The sequence below is a fragment of the Anaerobiospirillum thomasii genome (genome assembly GCF_900445255.1).
In the GTDB taxonomy this organism is placed as follows: domain Bacteria; phylum Pseudomonadota; class Gammaproteobacteria; order Enterobacterales; family Succinivibrionaceae; genus Anaerobiospirillum_A; species Anaerobiospirillum_A thomasii.
In genome coordinates this window covers 1-17645 of record NZ_UAPU01000007.1, presented here as the reverse complement: position 1 = coordinate 17645, position 17645 = coordinate 1, and the positions used below count along the sequence as shown (strand labels likewise).

The 17645-nt window shown below is 39.5% G+C and carries 28 protein-coding genes; 10 read left to right on the top strand and 18 right to left on the bottom strand.

Annotation, left to right across the window (positions count from 1 at the left end; genetic code table 11):
* Positions 1-261: 261 nt before the first annotated feature.
* Genes DRZ93_RS07195 through DRZ93_RS07185 form a run of 3 tightly spaced genes read left to right on the top strand, consistent with a single transcriptional unit; the run spans position 262 to position 1039 of the window.
* Positions 262-567 carry a hypothetical protein gene (locus DRZ93_RS07195; protein WP_113746211.1) on the top strand — a complete coding sequence of 102 codons (306 nt, stop codon included), beginning with the start codon at positions 262-264 and terminating at the stop codon, positions 565-567.
* Positions 568-765 carry a type II toxin-antitoxin system HicA family toxin gene (locus DRZ93_RS07190; RefSeq protein ID WP_113746088.1) on the top strand — a complete coding sequence of 66 codons (198 nt, stop codon included), beginning with the start codon at positions 568-570 and terminating at the stop codon, positions 763-765.
* A gap of 1 nt (position 766) precedes the next feature.
* The gene (locus tag DRZ93_RS07185; RefSeq protein ID WP_113746210.1) at positions 767-1039 is read left to right on the top strand and encodes a hypothetical protein; all 273 of its coding nucleotides are present in this window, start codon (positions 767-769) and stop codon (positions 1037-1039) included.
* A gap of 10 nt (positions 1040-1049) precedes the next feature.
* Here DRZ93_RS07185 and DRZ93_RS07180 read toward each other — a convergent pair whose 3' ends face one another.
* Both DRZ93_RS07180 and DRZ93_RS07175 read right to left on the bottom strand, forming a co-directional pair.
* Positions 1050-1943, bottom strand: a complete 894-nt coding sequence (locus DRZ93_RS07180) for a DUF7946 domain-containing protein (RefSeq protein WP_113745446.1) — start codon at positions 1941-1943, stop codon at positions 1050-1052.
* 113 nt (positions 1944-2056) lie between these two features.
* Positions 2057-2248, bottom strand: a complete 192-nt coding sequence (locus DRZ93_RS07175) for a hypothetical protein (RefSeq protein WP_113745447.1) — start codon at positions 2246-2248, stop codon at positions 2057-2059.
* Between the two features lie 363 nt (positions 2249-2611).
* On the opposite strand from DRZ93_RS07175, the gene DRZ93_RS07170 reads away from it, so the two are divergent.
* Together DRZ93_RS07170 and DRZ93_RS07165 are read left to right on the top strand one after the other, a co-directional pair.
* On the top strand, positions 2612-2950 hold the full coding sequence (locus DRZ93_RS07170) for a hypothetical protein (RefSeq protein ID WP_146741071.1): 339 nt from the start codon (positions 2612-2614) through the stop codon (positions 2948-2950).
* A gap of 3 nt (positions 2951-2953) precedes the next feature.
* Positions 2954-3259, top strand: coding sequence for a hypothetical protein (locus DRZ93_RS07165; RefSeq protein WP_113745449.1), 306 nt, complete (start codon positions 2954-2956; stop codon positions 3257-3259).
* A gap of 206 nt (positions 3260-3465) precedes the next feature.
* On the opposite strand, the gene DRZ93_RS07160 is transcribed toward DRZ93_RS07165, so the two are convergent.
* From DRZ93_RS07160 to DRZ93_RS07085, 16 genes are all read right to left on the bottom strand, one after another.
* Entirely contained in the window at positions 3466-4212 is a 747-nt protein-coding gene (locus DRZ93_RS07160; RefSeq protein ID WP_113746209.1) for a BRO-N domain-containing protein, read from the bottom strand.
* Positions 4213-4472: 260 nt separating this feature from the next.
* Positions 4473-5279, bottom strand: a complete 807-nt coding sequence (locus DRZ93_RS07155) for a TIGR02391 family protein (protein WP_113746086.1) — start codon at positions 5277-5279, stop codon at positions 4473-4475.
* Between the two features lie 5 nt (positions 5280-5284).
* Positions 5285-5473 (bottom strand): hypothetical protein, encoded by a 189-nt coding sequence (locus tag DRZ93_RS07150; RefSeq protein ID WP_113744172.1) that lies wholly within the window; start codon positions 5471-5473, stop codon positions 5285-5287.
* A 289-nt stretch (positions 5474-5762) separates the two neighbouring features.
* Positions 5763-6209 (bottom strand): hypothetical protein, encoded by a 447-nt coding sequence (locus tag DRZ93_RS07145; protein ID WP_113746208.1) that lies wholly within the window; start codon positions 6207-6209, stop codon positions 5763-5765.
* A 1-nt stretch (position 6210) separates the two neighbouring features.
* Positions 6211-6660: an EAF7 family protein gene (locus tag DRZ93_RS07140; RefSeq protein ID WP_113746084.1), complete on the bottom strand. Its 450-nt coding sequence runs from the start codon at positions 6658-6660 to the stop codon at positions 6211-6213.
* Between the two features lie 3 nt (positions 6661-6663).
* Positions 6664-7335, bottom strand: a complete 672-nt coding sequence (locus DRZ93_RS07135; RefSeq protein ID WP_113746207.1) for a hypothetical protein — start codon at positions 7333-7335, stop codon at positions 6664-6666.
* A 13-nt stretch (positions 7336-7348) separates the two neighbouring features.
* Complete coding sequence (locus DRZ93_RS07130; RefSeq protein ID WP_113744176.1) at positions 7349-7642, bottom strand: hypothetical protein; 294 nt, start codon at positions 7640-7642, stop codon at positions 7349-7351.
* A 20-nt stretch (positions 7643-7662) separates the two neighbouring features.
* The gene (locus tag DRZ93_RS07125; protein ID WP_113746206.1) at positions 7663-9351 is read right to left on the bottom strand and encodes a DEAD/DEAH box helicase; all 1689 of its coding nucleotides are present in this window, start codon (positions 9349-9351) and stop codon (positions 7663-7665) included.
* Entirely contained in the window at positions 9348-9560 is a 213-nt protein-coding gene (locus tag DRZ93_RS07120; protein ID WP_113744178.1) for a hypothetical protein, read from the bottom strand. Before DRZ93_RS07120 ends, DRZ93_RS07125 begins: the two co-directional genes overlap by 4 nt.
* A gap of 2 nt (positions 9561-9562) precedes the next feature.
* Positions 9563-9766 carry a helix-turn-helix transcriptional regulator gene (locus DRZ93_RS07115; RefSeq protein WP_113744179.1) on the bottom strand — a complete coding sequence of 68 codons (204 nt, stop codon included), beginning with the start codon at positions 9764-9766 and terminating at the stop codon, positions 9563-9565.
* Positions 9767-9768: 2 nt separating this feature from the next.
* Positions 9769-10023, bottom strand: coding sequence for a hypothetical protein (locus DRZ93_RS07110; RefSeq protein WP_113744180.1), 255 nt, complete (start codon positions 10021-10023; stop codon positions 9769-9771).
* 9 nt (positions 10024-10032) lie between these two features.
* Positions 10033-10767: a hypothetical protein gene (locus DRZ93_RS07105; RefSeq protein ID WP_113746205.1), complete on the bottom strand. Its 735-nt coding sequence runs from the start codon at positions 10765-10767 to the stop codon at positions 10033-10035.
* A gap of 28 nt (positions 10768-10795) precedes the next feature.
* A complete protein-coding gene (locus DRZ93_RS07100) occupies positions 10796-11890 on the bottom strand; it encodes a hypothetical protein (RefSeq protein ID WP_113746204.1) in 1095 nt (364 codons plus the stop codon).
* Positions 11891-11904: 14 nt separating this feature from the next.
* Positions 11905-12993 (bottom strand): YqaJ viral recombinase family nuclease, encoded by a 1089-nt coding sequence (locus DRZ93_RS07095; protein ID WP_113744183.1) that lies wholly within the window; start codon positions 12991-12993, stop codon positions 11905-11907.
* Between the two features lie 108 nt (positions 12994-13101).
* Complete coding sequence (locus DRZ93_RS07090) at positions 13102-13296, bottom strand: hypothetical protein (RefSeq protein WP_113745455.1); 195 nt, start codon at positions 13294-13296, stop codon at positions 13102-13104.
* A gap of 233 nt (positions 13297-13529) precedes the next feature.
* Positions 13530-14129, bottom strand: a complete 600-nt coding sequence (locus tag DRZ93_RS07085) for a LexA family protein (RefSeq protein ID WP_113745456.1) — start codon at positions 14127-14129, stop codon at positions 13530-13532.
* Between the two features lie 171 nt (positions 14130-14300).
* On the opposite strand from DRZ93_RS07085, the gene DRZ93_RS07080 reads away from it, so the two are divergent.
* The 5 genes from DRZ93_RS07080 to DRZ93_RS07060 form a co-directional block, all read left to right on the top strand.
* A complete protein-coding gene (locus tag DRZ93_RS07080) occupies positions 14301-14537 on the top strand; it encodes a MarR family transcriptional regulator (RefSeq protein WP_113745457.1) in 237 nt (78 codons plus the stop codon).
* A gap of 269 nt (positions 14538-14806) precedes the next feature.
* Positions 14807-15883 carry a hypothetical protein gene (locus DRZ93_RS07075; protein WP_146741073.1) on the top strand — a complete coding sequence of 359 codons (1077 nt, stop codon included), beginning with the start codon at positions 14807-14809 and terminating at the stop codon, positions 15881-15883.
* The gene (locus tag DRZ93_RS07070; protein WP_113746203.1) at positions 15883-16281 is read left to right on the top strand and encodes a PriCT-2 domain-containing protein; all 399 of its coding nucleotides are present in this window, start codon (positions 15883-15885) and stop codon (positions 16279-16281) included. Before DRZ93_RS07075 ends, DRZ93_RS07070 begins: the two co-directional genes overlap by 1 nt.
* Positions 16282-16283: 2 nt before the next feature.
* Positions 16284-17468, top strand: a complete 1185-nt coding sequence (locus DRZ93_RS07065) for a DnaB-like helicase C-terminal domain-containing protein (RefSeq protein ID WP_113746202.1) — start codon at positions 16284-16286, stop codon at positions 17466-17468.
* On the top strand, positions 17458-17645 hold a 188-nt coding region (locus DRZ93_RS07060), incomplete at its 3' end, for a hypothetical protein (protein ID WP_172458117.1). The genes DRZ93_RS07065 and DRZ93_RS07060, both read left to right, overlap by 11 nt.

The following is a 17645-nucleotide window of genomic DNA, read 5'->3' as shown; positions in this document are numbered from 1 at the left end:
TAAATCAAAACTTGACCATCCTTGTTTACGTTGGCGTTTTTGCCTTCGTTTCTTTTTCATCATGGATGCCTCCTACTCCATGTTATCATGCCCTTATTATAACACTATTGAATAATAATTACAATAAAAAATCAAACAAAACAGCATATATTTTGCGTTTCTATCTAATGCAACCTATATCAATCTAGTGCAACTCCATTCATTTTGCTTTGACGTGGCTTTTCTTAGATCCTATAATTAGGGGAAAAAAGAGGTGTTGACATGAAATACAGAATAGGATGGCCAGGGTGGAAGGTTGCTTATAAATTAGGCTTTACTATGACCTATAAAGTGAGTTTTGAGTACTCTCTTGCTGATGACGAATTTCAAAATGAAGAAGGAAATTTGTATACATATACTGGCTATTTTGATGATTTAGATCTTGCTTTTGAGGCTCTTACATTTGAAGAGTTGATTAAAGAAGCTCAATCAATTGCAAATGAGTATGTTGAAATGCAATGTAAAACAGATAAGCTTTCTTCAAAAATTCAACCTATTCTGCCTCAGCATATAAAAGGTCTTGTTTAAATGGGCCACAATGGGTATGTAAAGCTAAGCAAAATTTTAAAAAATAATGGCTGTACAGTTATAAGGCAGGGGAAAGGCTCTCATGAATGGTGGTACAGTCCAATTTCAGAGAACACTTTTACAGTGTCCAAAAATATTTATAAAAGAGACATGATGAATGTAATTTTAAAACAGGCAGGACTTAAAAAGGAGTTTTAAGTTGAAGTATAGAATAGGTTGGCCAGGGTGGAAGATTGCTTACAAGCTTGGCTTTTCACTGTACTATCGGTATGTTGTCTACTTTAATAAAGATCTTAAACATTTTTGTGGATATAGTCCTGATGTTAAAGGAGTCATAGCCGAGTCAGAAGATCTACGTGAAGTTATTGAGGCAATTCAGGACAGTGCTAATGAGTTTATTGCAATAGATTTAAACACCACTAAAAATTTAAATATTAAGCCATTAGGTGCATTAAAAGGCAAAATTGCGTGAACATGTAATTTTATAAATTATAATCTTTTAAAGTATGCGCATCGTAAATGTTATATATTTTATTCTTTGCTGTTGTTTTTAATTTGGCTTGTACTCTTAAAATTTCTCCTGTATTAAATGCTGTGGTATATACGTTAGATGGGAGACTGAACGCATCATCAGATATTACGGCATTATGTTTGATAAAGCTTTCGTTGTCATTTTCATAATAGTTGTTGTTTGGGCAGTCTTCAGCTTTGATAAAAGTACATTTATTTGATATCTTATTTAATGAGCAAAGTATAATATCAAACTCCATTATTTGGGATACAACAGGTTGCTCATTTTTAGATATTACTTTTTTTACTTCATTATCAACAGTAGCTATTAGCTTATCCTTTTCCTGTAAGTTTGTAGCTGGCTGAATCAAATCAATTTCACCACAACTTTTACCAATTGGATTTAGAGCGTTTCTGCTATACATCTTTGTAATTTCAGCTATTTTATCTATGGCATGTTTTGCAGTATCCGCCGTAATTTTTTGTGACTCTATACTATAATTTAAAATTGCATTAACAGCGTTTTGTGAATCACTATCAGATCTTTTACTAAATATAAAACTACACATAGCGTTAAACAACTCCCTTATAGAGTTTATAGTCTCCCCTATCGGTTGGGCTGCTTGAGATATTGCCGAAATAATGGCTATTATCTCAATTGAGCCGGGGGCAAGCTTTGCGTCTGTTACTACATCTACAATCCAATTTTCAGGTTTTTCCTCAATCCTTCCGCTTACAGAATAAGTTCCAACGATTGATAATACATTTGAGTATCCTGACAAGGACTTTGCAAAGTCTTCCAACGAAATGCGATATTCACCTAATTTCAAGTCTTTATATTTAATTTTTATTTGAAACTCATCCATAGTCAATGCTCTTATAAAAATAGAATCGTTTTTATAGTTTATCAAATGAGAGATATATGACATCTAATATTTTAATAATTGTTGCACATTAAAGGCGCCATTGGCGCCCCTCTCTATTTACGACCCTCAAAAATTTCTAGCATAAACTCACTTACGTTTTTATTGGCCTCTTTAGCTGCATCTTTTATTTTCTGCTCCATCTCTTTGGTGCAGGATATAACAATGCGCCCTGTCTTGTAGCCCGTACCGCCTGTAGTAGATCCAACTTTACGGCCAGCCCCTTCACGTGCTCCACCCTTAGCCATTTATCCACCTCATAACTGTAAAAAATAAGTCTATTGCGTTTAATGCTATTAATACCAATAATAAAATCATTATTTTTGTTTGCATGTTTTCACTCCATTATTGTATTATTAATAGGCCCTGCCTCCACAGGGCCGTAAATCTAGGTTAATGAATTTACGATGTCAATCAATGTCTTTACTATTTCAAGAATGGCCAAAATCAGAACTAGTAAAGCATTGATTCGGTTTAAGCGCTTTTCTTTTCGCTTCATCTTTCACCTCCTTGGCCTCAATTATATCAATAATTGATTAATATAGCAACAATAATCAATAATAATTTTACATTTTTGCTAAAATAATTATAGATTTTAATTTCTAGGAGACATGATGCCTGTTTATATGATTGTGCCTGTCGGTACTTCAATAATTACTCAAGAGCTTGAGGATAGAATAAAAAGCGTAATAGCAAGCCCCTCAGATATGTATATGCTTTTAAATAGAAATGCCTGCTATGTTGCATTTAATGGTATCAGTACCGAGCTAAGAGATAGGCTCAATCTAGGTGGCAAAAATAACCCTCATATGTCAGATAGTGAAATATCAGAGGCTCCTAATATCCCTCCAATTTCAGCTATTATCATATCTGTTGTACCTGGTGGGTTTAATGGTTATGCCCCTACTGATATATGGGAATGGTTAAATTTAAAAATGGGCCCATACTAAAACATGGCTAATCAATTCCCAGAGCAGACCAACTCAGTTGCTCCTACAAAAAATGATTATCCAGATAAGATGCATTCTCTTTCTGAAAGGGTGTCTATATTAAATAATGATCAAAAGCATTTAAAAGAGCTCCATGAAAAGGACTTAAAGATAATAGAATCATCAACACAGAGCATTATTAAACGTCTTGAAAAACTAGAAGATAAAGTTGAAAAAATAGACTCATTAAGATGGAAAATTGTTGGCGCAGCTGCCACTTTGGTATTTTTTGCAACCATTACTGCGGCAATTTATAAATCATTATCATAATTTAATGCGCTAGCGCCAGGCAAGTGGCGCCTCTGCCTGGCAGTCTCACCTAGCGTGCCAAGTGAGGGCCCTAAGGCCGTGAAGAGATCCGGCACCTTAGGGGAAATGTCCCCACATTTTTGCGCAGCTTAAGCCGTAGGCCGTGGGGCTCTGTCAGTTAAATTATAGCATTTCTAATCGTTCTAATCTTTCTAGTCACCATCTATTCACTTTACAAATTTTTCAGCGATGCAAAGATCTAGATCTTCTAAGTCAAAACCTCCAAAGTCAGAAGGATAGTGCTCTTTAACAATAGGCTTGATTGTATATAAAATCACCTCCTGAAGAACGCCAAGCACGTGGCAATTCAGATCGCCTAACAAATAATTGAGCTTTCTAAATATCCTATCGTTCTGATCGTAGCTCTTTACTAGATTTTTTAAGGCGCATAGCTGCGTCTCATTTAATGCATATTGACCTCTGCTTGCTTTGGCAGTTGCAACATCAATTAAATTTTTTACAAACTGGGCTTGCTCATCTGTGAATAAAGGCACATGTTTAGGAGCTGTGCATGATTCAGTTCTATAGACGATTGAGTACAAATCTCTATAGTTCTCAAGGCGTGCCTCTTTTTCCTCTGCTGACATGTATGTACCTGTCCTTCTTATCTGAGGCAGAACCTCTGATGTAACCCATTTTTTGAACTCTTTTGCCTTTGGAAGTTTGGAGCCGAAGATGAGGGCATACATGCCACTTTCATTTACAAAGTTAGCTTTTTGTGCTCTACCCATACTGTCTATGACGTCGCGTTTGGCTACGTCATCTTCATGAACATAATTTTTAAGCGCATCTCGTGGGTTTGTGTAACCTAAAGCATCACATAGATCCTTGGCACACATCCAAAGGTTATTTTTAAAATCAATCTCAGTGCGAACAGTTGAATCTTGAAAGTTTAAGACTTGTAATTTAGTCATGATTTATCCTTGCTTTATATTTTTCAATTGAGATCTTAAGTGGGTGGGTAGGTGCTGAAAAACCGAAGCAAGACGGCCTGCTTATTCAATATATTCACACGACACCTACCATAGACGCACAGTATAGTTACAGCTATACCATGGGTAGAAAGGTTGCGCTCTTGCTTCATAGTGTTTTTCAGGCACTAGTCCCACGACTTAAGGACACTACTAATATAGAGCGCTTTTTGAATTTTTGCAAGTTTAAAAAATTATACCCCTCATTTACTGTTATCAAGTTTTCTGTATAGGTATGAAATAATAGTGAATAAATCAAACAGATCTTCCTTTCCTTCACATAACATTACCGGTCTGTGCGCTAAAGGATTCCTTATGATTGAATAGGCAGCTTTAAATAACAGAGCTATTGCCCTCTGATCTTTTAAATCCTGCTCTGATTCCATTTTTGTAAGTTTTACTAAAGGCTGACTACATAAAAGAGCCTGATCAATAAGCATATGACCATCTATACCGCTGTTTAGATTTGCTTTACGCCTTAATTCTTCAAACAATCCTTTTGTTGCTTCAAATAGGACAGAGAACTCATCGCCATTAATGCTCTTATCTGAGCAATAGGTTAAGACTTTATGATAGATCCCGCGTTTCTCTAGCTCCTTTAATAAGGCAGCATTTGATCGTTTGCCATAATAGCCCTCTGGCGGATTCCTAAGGTCAATAAGCCCATATCCTTGAGTATAATCATAATATATAGGTAGTTTTCTTAACTCAAAAAGTGAGTTTATACCATCTATTGCTCTTTTAAATGTTGGATTTGTGTTAATAAGAGAAGGTGAAAATGCTGCTGCTATAGTCTGAAACACAAAACCGTCATTTTGATAGTTCTGTTGTCCATACTGAAAAATGGATAGCAGGCAGTTAACCTTAGAGCCACAGTTTTGTCTTAACTGCAGAATGTTAAAATTACCCCAACTAAGTACCTTTGAAAATTCATTCCAGGAAGAAGAGTAGGGCTGCTCAATTAGCTTTGCAAGCTCGCTTAACTCGGATACACTAAATAATTGATTCATTGTATTTACTCACTATAAGAGGTTGATAATAGTTGTTTTTTTTCAACAATTGTCATCATTTTAAGAAGATTAACATCATCAAGTAAGGCTGTGAGCAAAGAGTCAGCCAAAGCTTGATTTCCTATTTGTATGTTGTATTCTATTTCATTAACCTTATGTTTAATTTCCTGTATTTTATCCTGTTGGAAGCTCATAATTATTATTCTCCTTTTTCACGGCTATAATTTCGGTTATAAATCCGACAGATGGCTTATCCATCGGATTTAGTAACGGTTAAACGGTTATAATTCGGTTATAATTCAGTCAAGGGGCCCTAGGACAGGCACTGCCTGCATCAATGTAAGAATGTATGCTGACAAGCCCTCTTGCCCTTCTTGTTCAAAATGCCTAGCAAGCTCTAAAGCGTTTTCTTTAAATCCTTGCTCATCGTTCTCTACATGGCATCTGATAAGATTAAGTACGGTTGTTATATTCATGGCTACCTCACTGTATTTTTGTAAATCTGTTCATAAAATTAGGGTTATCATGTAGAGCATCAGTTTTGTCCCCAGTGTCCACCGATGTGGCAATATAATCTAAGAAAAATTTTAAGTGCTGCCTTTGAATGTCGCTAAGATCTTCTTTTTCCATGACAGCGATGCCCTGCTGTAAGATGTCAATCTTGTCTGAGTCTGTTATGTTTTCTAATGCCGTTCTTTTTTCAACCTCTCTTTTTAAATAAGAAAAAGGTCTTAAATCATATTCCTCTGCGATGCCTTTTAATCTTTGTAATGAAGGCTTTACTGTGCCCTTGGCTATGTTTATATCAATTACAACATCTTTATTGATCAATTCGCGTTCTATCTCTAACACAAGGGTTATAAAAGGCACGCCGTTTTTGTTAATTGAATAAAGTGGTTTAAAAAAATTAAAGTTAGGTCTTATTGCCATTTTATTTTGCCTCTCTTGCTTCTTTCTCTTTCATAATTCCATACATCCAAAGGACACAGTTCACATCTTCTAGCAGCTGCAGCAGCTTCTCTGTATCAAGCTGAATTACTGTCCTTATGGCCATCATGCCTTCATATAAATCGTTTGGATCTTTTAGCGTCTTCTCAAGCTCTTCAAGATCGTAACGCTCCTTGATGCGCTCCCATATCTCATCGGGGGTACATTTGAGTGATGCCACAGTAGGGATTTTTACATTCTTCATCAGGCGTGAGTTAGTTGTTCTGTTAAGCCTGGCAGTGAATAGGGTCAAAGAGGTGCCCTTATCCATCACACGCATTGAGCTTTTATCCAAAACCCACAGCTCTGTGTTCTGCGGAGTAATCACGTTAATGCCAACAGTCAGATTTGGATCGTACTGACTTAGAAATTTCATGTATTGCTTAAGTTTCATCGTTTAAAATCCTACGCTATGTAAATACTCATTAATCTGTCTATCTATGAAATTCTGACTGCTTTGGTCGTGCTCTTTTCTGATTTTTCGGCACTCTAAAACAACTTCCATATAATACTTTTGCTTATAGTAAAAGTTTTCAATGGCGTGAATTTCTTCATCAGTTGGATTGCATAAGTCTTTAAATATTTGAACATGACTTTTTTTTAAAACTAAACCATTAATTAATTTATTTATTACAGATGTTTTAGTTTTTGTCTTTTTACTAAGATTAAAAGCACAACCATACTCCAATTTGACCCATTTGCGTACCTTATATAAAAACCTAATATAATCAGGAGCAATCTTTACTAAAAACCATAAATCATCTACGCCAAATGGATATGTGTTTTCATATTTCTGCGCTTCTGACTTTTGACCTGGCAGGCTCTTCTGCTTTTCATATTCTTTAAAAAATTTATTTAATTGTGCTTTCTCATCTGCATTTAACTCTAATAGTCTGCAAAGCAGCTTTCTCTTATCCTGTGGAAAGCAACGTGAGCCAGTGGTGCAACTTATAAAATATGAATAATTCATATCTAAAATTTTTGCGAGCTTAGCTTTTGATTTATATTTTTCAAAAATCTTTATGTTTAAAAACTCAAGCATTTCTTTTGCTTCTTCCTGATTAATCATGAGCAATCTCCTATTAATTCTTTTCTTTTAAATAAACAAGCACACTTTTATAAAAAAGGGCTGTCCATTCTTTTAGTGGAAGCATGGAGTACAGCTTGTTAATTGTTATCATGTAATAAAAAGTCTGTATGCCCATGTCATTAATGTAAGTTACATGTTTAACCTCTTTTATTTCATCAGTCTTTATGCAACCTGGGAAAGCTTTTTCTAAATGTCTGATGCAGTAATAAAAGGTTCCGTCTGTCTTGACGCATTTAATTGTTGTGTTGTTCATTTCAACTTTTAAAAAATAAGGAAACTCTGCCATTTTTTATAATCCTTCTATAATTAATAAATAAATCTTAAAATCTCATCGTAATAGCGCTTTTGATAGAAGTTGCGCAGGATGACTTCAATGCCCTTAGGCTGCTTAATCTCTCTTTTACGCTCCAATGCTTCAGCAACTGATGCCGGTGCCATGGTGTCTGCCAACTGTCCCCATGTCTCCTTGGCTGTCTGGTATGCTGTAGATTTTTTGCCAAAGTCAAAGCCAAGCCATGTGCTTACATTGTGAGTCTTGCCCTTGTATTTGCTTAAAAAGGTCACCTTAAGCAGGTTGTTACCATTCCTTGAAAGCTCCTGACTTACTTTCAGACCATCAATGTGCAGCACATGCCCTCCATATGCCGGCTCCATGCCTGTAGGGAGATCTTCTTCTATGACTTTCACATCTGTGGCAAGTTTGTAATCAATCTCTCTTATAATGGTGGCACCACAGTAAGGGCATACCGTTGAAGTGGCAGGGATGTAAGTGCTGCACTCTGGGCATGCCTTGACAGGTGATGGCCTCTTATTGCCCTTCTTTTTCTCGTTCTCAGAAGGCTCATGGCTTTCTATCTCAATGGCATTGATAGGGCCATGTCTTTCAATGTTGCGGGCGAAGTCTAAGATTAACGCATCCTTTTTGCCCTCAGCAGGGCGCAGGGCACGACCAATGATCTGCACATATAAGGCTGTAGACTTGGTAGGTCTTAACATTATGAGCATATCAACAAAGGGAACATCAAAGCCTGTGGTCAATTGGTCTGCACTTACAAGACAGTCAATATCTCCAGCTCTGAATTTTTCTATAGCAGCTGCATTGTCTTCTTTTGAATTGGCTGAATTGACAGCATAAGCTCTGACGTTTAGATCGCGCAATTTCTGTGCTACCTTCTGCGTATTCTCAATGCCTGCAATAAAGCACAGCCAATGTCTGCGATCTTCTGCCTTGGCTATCTGCACTGACTGCAAGAGTGCTGCGTCTAACATGTCACTGTCACCGCAAGCCTTCTCAAGCTCTTCAAGCTTAAAGTCACCACCCCTTGTGTGCAGTCCCTCTGCCTTTACCTCTGCCTTGGTATGCAGAGTTCTTAAGTTTGACAGATAGCCCTCTTTAATCAGTCTGTTTAGTGACTTGGTGAGATCGTAGGCAACATCTGTAAAGATAGCGTTGTTCTGCTCAGTTAAGAGGCCTCCCTGCATACGATAAGGTGTAGCTGTTAAGCCAAGGACACGCATGCGAGGGTTGGCTGCTTTTAAAGTTGATATAACAGTTCTGTACTGAGAGCTTTCCTTCTCTGACAGCAGATGGCACTCATCTATGATGATTAGATTGATAACGCCAAAGGTATGACGACAGCATCTTAAAGTGCTTGCCACACTCTGAATTGTGCCAAAGATAGCCTTGTGCCCTAGATCCTTGGCGCCAAGTGATGCGCTGTGAATGCCCATGTCTATCTCTGGCCATACAGCGCGCATCTTTTCTGCATTCTGCTTTACAAGCTCACCTACATGAGTCAGCATCAGACAGCGAGTGTTAGGCCAGGTCTTGAGCATGCGCTGTACAATAAGGGCAATGATGATGCTTTTACCTGTACCTGTAGGCAGGACAAGCAGAGGATTCTTTGAGCTGCTGCCATTTGTATCGGAGTTTTCCGTCACAAAGCGCCAGAACTCATTGCAGGCCTCTGCCTGATACCAACGTGCACTTATCATATTGTGCCCTCAACAAAGTGCTTGGCAAATGACTTGGCATGCTCAAGGGACATGGCAGAGCTGTACATCACTACCTCACCGTCCATGAATCCTACAACATCAAAGCTTGATGCCTTAGGCCACTCATATATCTCAGCTCTCATGTTGCCTTTTTCCTTGACCTCAATGGCTGTCTTTTTCTCTCTGAAATTTAAGAATGCACGTGCCATTTTTAAACCTCCATCTCTGCAACGAATTTTTTAATGTCATCAAGCTTATAAAAGGCCTTGGTGCCTAATATCAGTGGCTTTGGAAACCCCTTGAAGGTGCTGTTTAAATACCTGTATACGGTTGAATAGCTGATACCGACATACTCTTTAAACTGTGCTCTGCATATAAAAATTGGCTGAATATCCACTTTTGTTTGTTCTGTCATGATTAAAACCTCTTAAATTTATGCCTCTCAAATCGCTTCTCAATTAGATATTTGGCGTATTTGTCCTTGAGACTCTTCAGCAGCTCTGTCAGATATGCCCTGTCATCCAGGTTGAACCTTTTCATAAGCCACTCTTCTATCTCTTTCTCATCTTTGAACGAGGGGCAGAACTTATAGCCCAGCACCCTCATTAAATTGGTTTTAGATGGAAAGAAGACGTCAAATACCCTTATGCCTTTAACCTCTCCTTTATTCACACCTTCTCCTTAAAATGGATTTACATTAGCCTGCTGTTGTGCAGCTGCTGCTTGGCCATAGATATTGTTAGGGGCGCCTTGGCCATAAGCAGGAGCCTGTTGTGCTGTCTGGCCGTAAATGTTCTGTGCAGCACCTTGGCCATATGCTGGGGCTTGCTGTGTGGACTGATTGCTGATAGTCAGCATCTCATTGCCCTCACTCTGCAAGGTTGCCATAGCCTCGTGGATCTTCTGTGGTTGCTGACCTCTTGCAAGCTCAATAGCGCTCTGTCCTTGTGGATTGAAAAAGGCCACGACAGAGAAGTAAGGCACGCCTTTTTGATTTGTTTTAGATGAACGGCGCACGGCTACCTTTATCTGCTTCTGTATGAAGTTGGCAATAATGGTCAAGGAGGTGCGACCATCAGGAAGAGGTTTTGGCAGCTGCTTCACCTGGTCGTCAATGTATACCCTGCCGGTCTGATCAACAGAGCCAAGCAGATAGGCCAGGTTGGTTGTGTGGTGTGAGAACTCTGTCTGTGATAAATCAATGGACAGGTTCATACGGCCCTTTTTGCCATCTGCATCGGTGCACAGCAGGCCAAGGGAGATGACCTTGTGATTAGGGTCGTTCTGTCTAGCGCCTGCAATTGCATCAATAATCACAGCATCGTACACGCCTGAATTGTTGATGTATGGCAGACCGTCAAGAGATGCAAAAAACTTCTCGTCAGTTAAGGTCTGTACATTTCCTAGTTCAATCATGTTGTTTTACTCCTATTAAATTCAAAAATTAAAATGGTGGGTTGTCAGCATCAAGCACAGGCTCTTTAATCTCTTCAATGTGTGGGCCTTCTGCTTTGGCATTCATCTGAGACAGTACCTGTGGAGGTGGCACAAGTGAAGGTGGCTGAATGCTATCTGTTGTGCCTATTACCTTCTTGGTGGTGCGTGTCTTTTTAAGCGCATCTTTGACTGATTTGCTCTCCTTGGCAGGCTGGCCTTCTTTGTGCTCAGATGCTACAGGCAGGGCATCAAGATCTTCCATTTCCTCTCTTGAGGTGTAGCCACCGATAACATCAGGGAACACTTCATCAAGGAAACGGCCCAGGGCGCGAATTCTGATCATGTCAGGCCATTTGTCTGCCCATTTGCCTTGTCCGAAAATGTTGCCGTTGGCGTCAATGGCCACAAGGTTGCGCAGCTGTGCGTCTGCTGTTGAATAGGTCACAGAGTGAGGTTCATTAGGTCTGTCTTTTCTGTAGCCTGAATAAGTCACACCATAGTAGCCAGGCTGCTGCTCTACCTTATAAGACCATGAGCCGTACTTGATGCAGATACCGGCCTTGGCTTTGACAAACATATCTACACGGCCGTTCGCTACATAGAAGGCTCTTAGGGCCATCTCAGGAGACAGGTCAAAACGCTGACCTGCAGCTATGATCAGAAAAACATCAACACTATGATCTACTGTATCGGTTGAGCGCAGTGCAGCAGGCACTAGTAAAGAAAAACTTAAATACTTGGCGTACTCTCTAGCATCATTGATGGTCTTAGGCAGTACATTAAAGCCATTTACCACCTTTCTGCCAGCCTCTTCCATTGCCATAGCTACAGAGGTATCAGACTCAACATGGCCAAAGTCATGGGCAAGAGTCTCAGCACTTGGCACCATTGGAGCAGGAGGCACAGGAACAGGAGGGGCAGAAGGGATAAAAGCATTTGACTGCATCATCTGCGGTGTCATCTGTGGCTGTGGCTGAAAGGCCTGCATAGGCTGAACCTGTGGGGCCTGCTGTGGCTGAAAGCTGTTAAAGCCATTAGAAGTGGGCTGTGCGCCCACAACGGTTGGTCTTGTATTGAAGTTTGATACGTTAAAATCTGCCATTTTTATATTCCTTTTTAATTAATTGCTTTTGTTCTTAAAACTCTGAAATTTGCGCCCTGAACTCTATAGCGGGCATATAGCTCTGGGTGCTCAATCTCTAAGAGATCTTTATTGATTGAGATTCTGCCCTTTTGAAGCTTGTAGGTAGCCAGGACGGCACCGTTTGCATCTTGAATGCCTTCGTTTTCTCCGATAGCTGTGACTATCTTCTCTTGCAGTGTGTCTGCCTGCTTTTCAAGTGCCTTTATTTGGTCCTTAATCTCTCTGTAGCTAATGACAGCGTTTTTAATGTCTGCATCTACCTGAGCATAGTCACTTGAGTGCTCTGCATTCTTTAGATCCTTGATAGTCTTTGGAGGCTCCTGATCTAGAAGAACATGCTTAACCCACCACTCATATGTGTTCCTATGGAGTTCAACAGCTACCTCTAGATCAAAGTCAATGGTATAGACACGATAGTCAGAGGTCTGCATTAGGACAGCAAGGTCACAGGTTCTGACACCGGTAAGGAGCATATACACGTGAACTTGTAAGATGTACTCCATAGGGACTTGAGAATCCTGCACGGCAAGCTTGCCATTTATGTACTTGTTGCCAGGGCCCCACAGCATGACGGTGTCTCCGTTGTCGTCTATCTCGTTAGTAGCTGTGTTGCGCCTTGTTGTTTTTATTTCTAAAATAGATACAGGTGAGTTTGGATTCTCCTTGGTTGTTACAATGCGATCAGGAGAGCCGAACAGCCAAAAACATGTGTTATCATTCAGAGTCGGACAGGTGTGTAGCATCATGCCTGTGCGCTCTGCGTATTCTTCTGCTATAACGTCCTCAAGTCTCTGACCCCAGTGTGTGGCATCATTGCCCTTGAAAGGCTCTGCACGTCCTGTCTTTTCAAGCCAAAGCTCATAAGGGCTCTTGTATTTGCTAAGGCCAAGGATTACAGCCACATCAGAGCCACCAAGACCGCACTGACGCTCTGCAAGCCATTTGTCATAGCCTGTAAGGCCTTTATCTGCGATCATTTGGTTGATTTTGGCTGTGCGCTTATCATGAATGTCGCCTGCCTGCTCATAGGTAAGACCCTCAATTATTGGTAAGTCAGTCATTAAAAAATCTCCAAAAAGTCAAACAGTGTTGCCACTGCAAAAAATAGAACTGTTGAAATAAGGGCAAACAAGAAAGCCTCTTTGTTCATTGATTCACTCATCCAGTGTTTAAATTCTTTGGTCATTGGATTTTTCTCTATCATCAATTTGTGCTAGTTCATCAATTAAGGCTTTGTATTCGTTGATAACAGCCTCTTTTTCTTTGTTGCTTAAAAGCGCCTTCACCTTTTCAATAACTATCCTGCGTCTTAGTTTTAAAGTTGAATTAGGGGCAAATGTTAATAATGTAGTGCTTTCGGTCATATATTTCCTCTTTATGATGAATTTGATCATATTATATGTTTAATATAGAAAAAATAAAGATATATATGAGTTATTTTAAATATTTTATGCAGATTTATTGCATATCTGTATGATAAATAGGGTAATTTTTATGCGACAAGTGTTTGCCATGGTGCATATTTGAAGAAGCAGGAGGGAATTGTAGGGAATTAGGGCAAAAAAAAGCCCCAGCAAGGGGGCTAAAAAAAAGACAATTAAAGTTTTTTAATGATGTTTGTGACTTTGCCTTCAATCTCTGTATCAGCGCGGACAGGAATTAAAGGGAATTGAGGGTTGTCAGATTTAAGATAATAACAGCCTGTTTCATATACAAGGCGCTTAATTACGTGCTCTTCATCTTCTACTCTTGCGCATACTATCTGATTGCGCAGATCCTGAGGATCTTTCTGTAAAGAGTCAACAATAACAAAGTCTCCATTGTTGATGGTTGGCTCCATGCTGTAGCCTGAAACCTGCACAATAAAGATGTGCTCATGAGTTGGAACAATGTCCGACAGAGTGCCTAGATCGTCAGGATAGCGATCTGTTGGAAAGCCAGCACTGGCAGTTCCTGCAACCTTTGGAGAGTTTAATTCAAAAAAATCTGGTGGCGTGTTTGTATATTCAAGCAGAGCGTCAACTTGTTGATCCGATGGTCTAGCTTGTCCATTCTCAATGCGAGATAGTCTAGATTGAGATATCTCCATGGCTGTGCAGAAGTTAGACTGTAAGAGCCCTGAGCTATGTCTTAAAAGCCTTATTTTTTGTCCCAATTCTTTATCACTTAAATGTGAGTATTTTGATCGTCGCTTCATTCTATTGTCCTCTCTTAATATGTAACTTTTAAAGTATAGGAAGAAAAGCGCATATATTCAATGTTTTTTATGGTCTCAAGCATATTTTTTATTGTTAGGTGAAGATTTTATATTTATTAAGTCATATAATATGCTAATATCAGTTATATTATATTTCTTTGGAGAGTATATATGCGTTCTTTTTCTATTTCTAAACGAGAATGTGAATTAATTCTGTTCTTTCAAGGGCTATCAAAAAATCAGTTTGTCTCAATAGATGATCTTTTATTTAAGTTCAAAATTTCAAGGCCTGCTCTTTTTCAAACATTAAGCAGGCTCAAGGATAAAGGAATAGCAGAATATGCGACACAAAGATCGGACGGTTCTCTCATTGTTTATCCAAAGGTAAAAATTATTGAGGTACAGTGATGGGGGCAGTTGATAATTTTAATGCTGAAACTTTTTTAATCCCTAACAGCTTAAAAGGCATATTTAAAAAATGTGGAGTCTCGGAGCTGTTAGCGTTATTCATTTTAGGTAAAGCTTGTCACATGGCAAAGAAAAAAGGGCACTGTGTCCTTTCGGATGCAAAAATTCAAGAGATGATCCCTTTTCCTCTGTATCGCACTCAAATTGCAAGAGCGCTTCAGGTGTTAAAAAGTGGAGATTTGATCAAAGTGTCTCGTACAGGTTTACACATGCACGGATCTAGAGTGATTACGCCTAACTGGGAACTTTTAGCCTGTAAGACCGATGACGTCAATGTACACAAGGCGTGTACAACTAGTTGTACTCATACAGATACATCTAGTCGTACACAAGATGTTACTTCTAGTTGTACACACTCTGACACCTCAATGTACACACAGTGTGACGTCAATGTACACAAGGCGTGTACAACTAATAACCTAAGAAACCTAAGAAACCTAAGAATATATATAGAAAGGTTTTTACTCAAATTTTATAAAAATAATTTAGACCAATTGTTCAAAGACAAGGATGTATTTCGTTGTGATTTGGCAGAGGCTAAAAAGACTATCCCTTTTGATGGTGGGCCTTATGAAGCTCTGACTGATTGGATTTATACAAATATCAAAGAGTGGGCCAGAGAGCTCTTATGTTGCAAGTACTTTTATCACGATCATGCAGGCAGGTGTGAATTTAATCTTGAGCCCGTGCTTGACTATGCTCTTGGTCATTACGACCCATCCAAGGGCGTTCACTTTCTTGATTACTTTCAAACAGTGATTCTTAATAACTGCAAAATCTTATTTAGAAAGTACAGAGACGGTGAGGATAACTACATTGAAACCTTTGGCAGACTCTTTGATCGCCTGATGTTGCAAAAGTGGCTGTTTCAGAAAGATGAAAAAATGAAACTTACACCTACATGGGCTGAGGCTCATTACTTTGCCTTTGATGATAAAGCTTTGAGAAAAATAAGACGCCACTGCCGTGAGGGCTATGACTTTAGCGGTTATGACATTATTGCCAAAAAGTACATAGGCACCAAAGAGCTAATCATCATTATCAATGCATGGTTTATACATTTCTGCCTGTATCGCTTCAGGTATCACAACGATATGCATGACACATGGAGAGATCTCTTTAAATTTACAAAAAACGAGGATGTCTTTCTCAATGCCTCAGATAAGGAAATGCTTGATTACTTTGCAAGTATATGGGGCGTCTTTAACAAAGCATATACGCAGTTTAAGCTGCCTGCCGTGACTTTAGATGAAACCTTGGATGCTATTTTTAAGGAGGGTGAATAATGAATTTTGATAAAGCACAGGTGGCAGAGCTTTTAAACTACTTTGAACCAAGTGAGCGTGATGAGTGGGTGGACGTCTTCCGTGCGCTGGGGAATGCCTTCCCTGGTGACGGTGATGTCTTTAACAGATGCGTCTCATGGGCATCAAAGAGTGATAAGCATGATGCAGCTGCTGCTAAACATGAGAAGAGTTTGTTTTATAAAGATAATCAGGGAATAGGGATAGGCGTGCTTATTAAAAAGGCGCAGGAGAGAGGTTTCTCAATGCGCCAGGGACAAGTATTCTCAAACAAATCAAAAGTGGATGATGCTGCTGTAGAGCTTAAGTCATCAGAAGCGACAGAGATGACACTCTATGACAGCATCAAAAACTTAAGCTCTTTGATTATAGCAATTTGATTATGTATTGCACAGCCGAGGACAGAAGTAAATTCATCTCACGCTATAAAAACAGCATTAAAAAAATTCCTGTGGAACATGTGGGCATATTCAAGGCCCTGTATGAACATACCAAGACTCACAGCATCTTTGTCCTCAAAGAGTTTAGGCAGACCCTGCACAAGTTTAATGTGTCTGATGAGCTGTTTAAGGCTGTAACAAGCGCATCCTCTCCTGTGACCTTTGACACGCTGTGCGAACAGATGGAGCAGATGATAGACAAGGCATCAAGATTGCAGATTATCAATATATCAAAGGCCAATATCAAAGCAGCACTTGAGGGCAGTGCCTCAGATATGAAAGATCTAACCAATCAGGCCATGATGTGCCTTGGCTCCAATACAGGACTTAAAGAGCTCAAAGAAAGAGATGAGGTTTTAAAAAGCTGTAACTCTGCCCTTAATGATATAAGCGATCCTGATGTCTTTAACCACCTGTATATATCAACAGGCTATCAGAGCATTGATAATCAAGTCTATGGTTACAGACGTGGCGAGGTCTCCATATTGGCAGCACATACAGGTGTGGGTAAGACCTACTTTGGCATTGAGTCTGCCCTGCGTGCCATTGACAACAATAAGCGCGTTTTATTTTTCACCGCCGAGATGAGTGTGGATTCAATCGCACAGCGCCTTTTTATGGTCAAGATGAAAGTGACCGAGAAGATGGTTAAGGAGCACGGCTTTCCACATAAAGCTTTTAATGAGTTTAATCAGGCCTACGATCTGAACAACAATTTAAAAATCATCGGTGGGCGCTCAATGTCTATCAATGATATCAAGAGCAGTGTAGACAGTGCCAAGTTTATAGGCGATGTAGATCTGATTGTCATTGACTATCTGCAAATTATTGAAAACGACAGATATAAAAGGGGCGAGCAGTGGGAGCAGATTTCCGATGTTATGCGTCAGCTTGTAGCCCTGGCGCAGGATAGTGATACTGCCATTCTTGTTCTGACTCAGCTGACCAAGCCACAGTTTGACAAGGGCAAAAAGAAAAAAGAGCCGACCCTTTATGACATTGCAGGATCCTCGGGTGTTGTGCGTGATGTCGCTCTTGCCCTTATTCTGTTTAAGGATGATGAAAAGTCAAACTTTAAAATGGTGGTGGCCAAGTTCACGCTATGCATCAACATCAGTGCATTTTGAGCTTACAAGAACCACAGGCGGTGGTTTTCATGTGCTTGATGGCTCTTATTCAAATTCTAAAATCTTTGATCAAAGTGTTGCCACAGTTAAGCCTTCAATTAGTGCTGATAATGTACTTGATGAGTTCACTCCACGAGATGAGGGCTATGAAATAGCGCCAGGTGTTGAGCCTAAGAG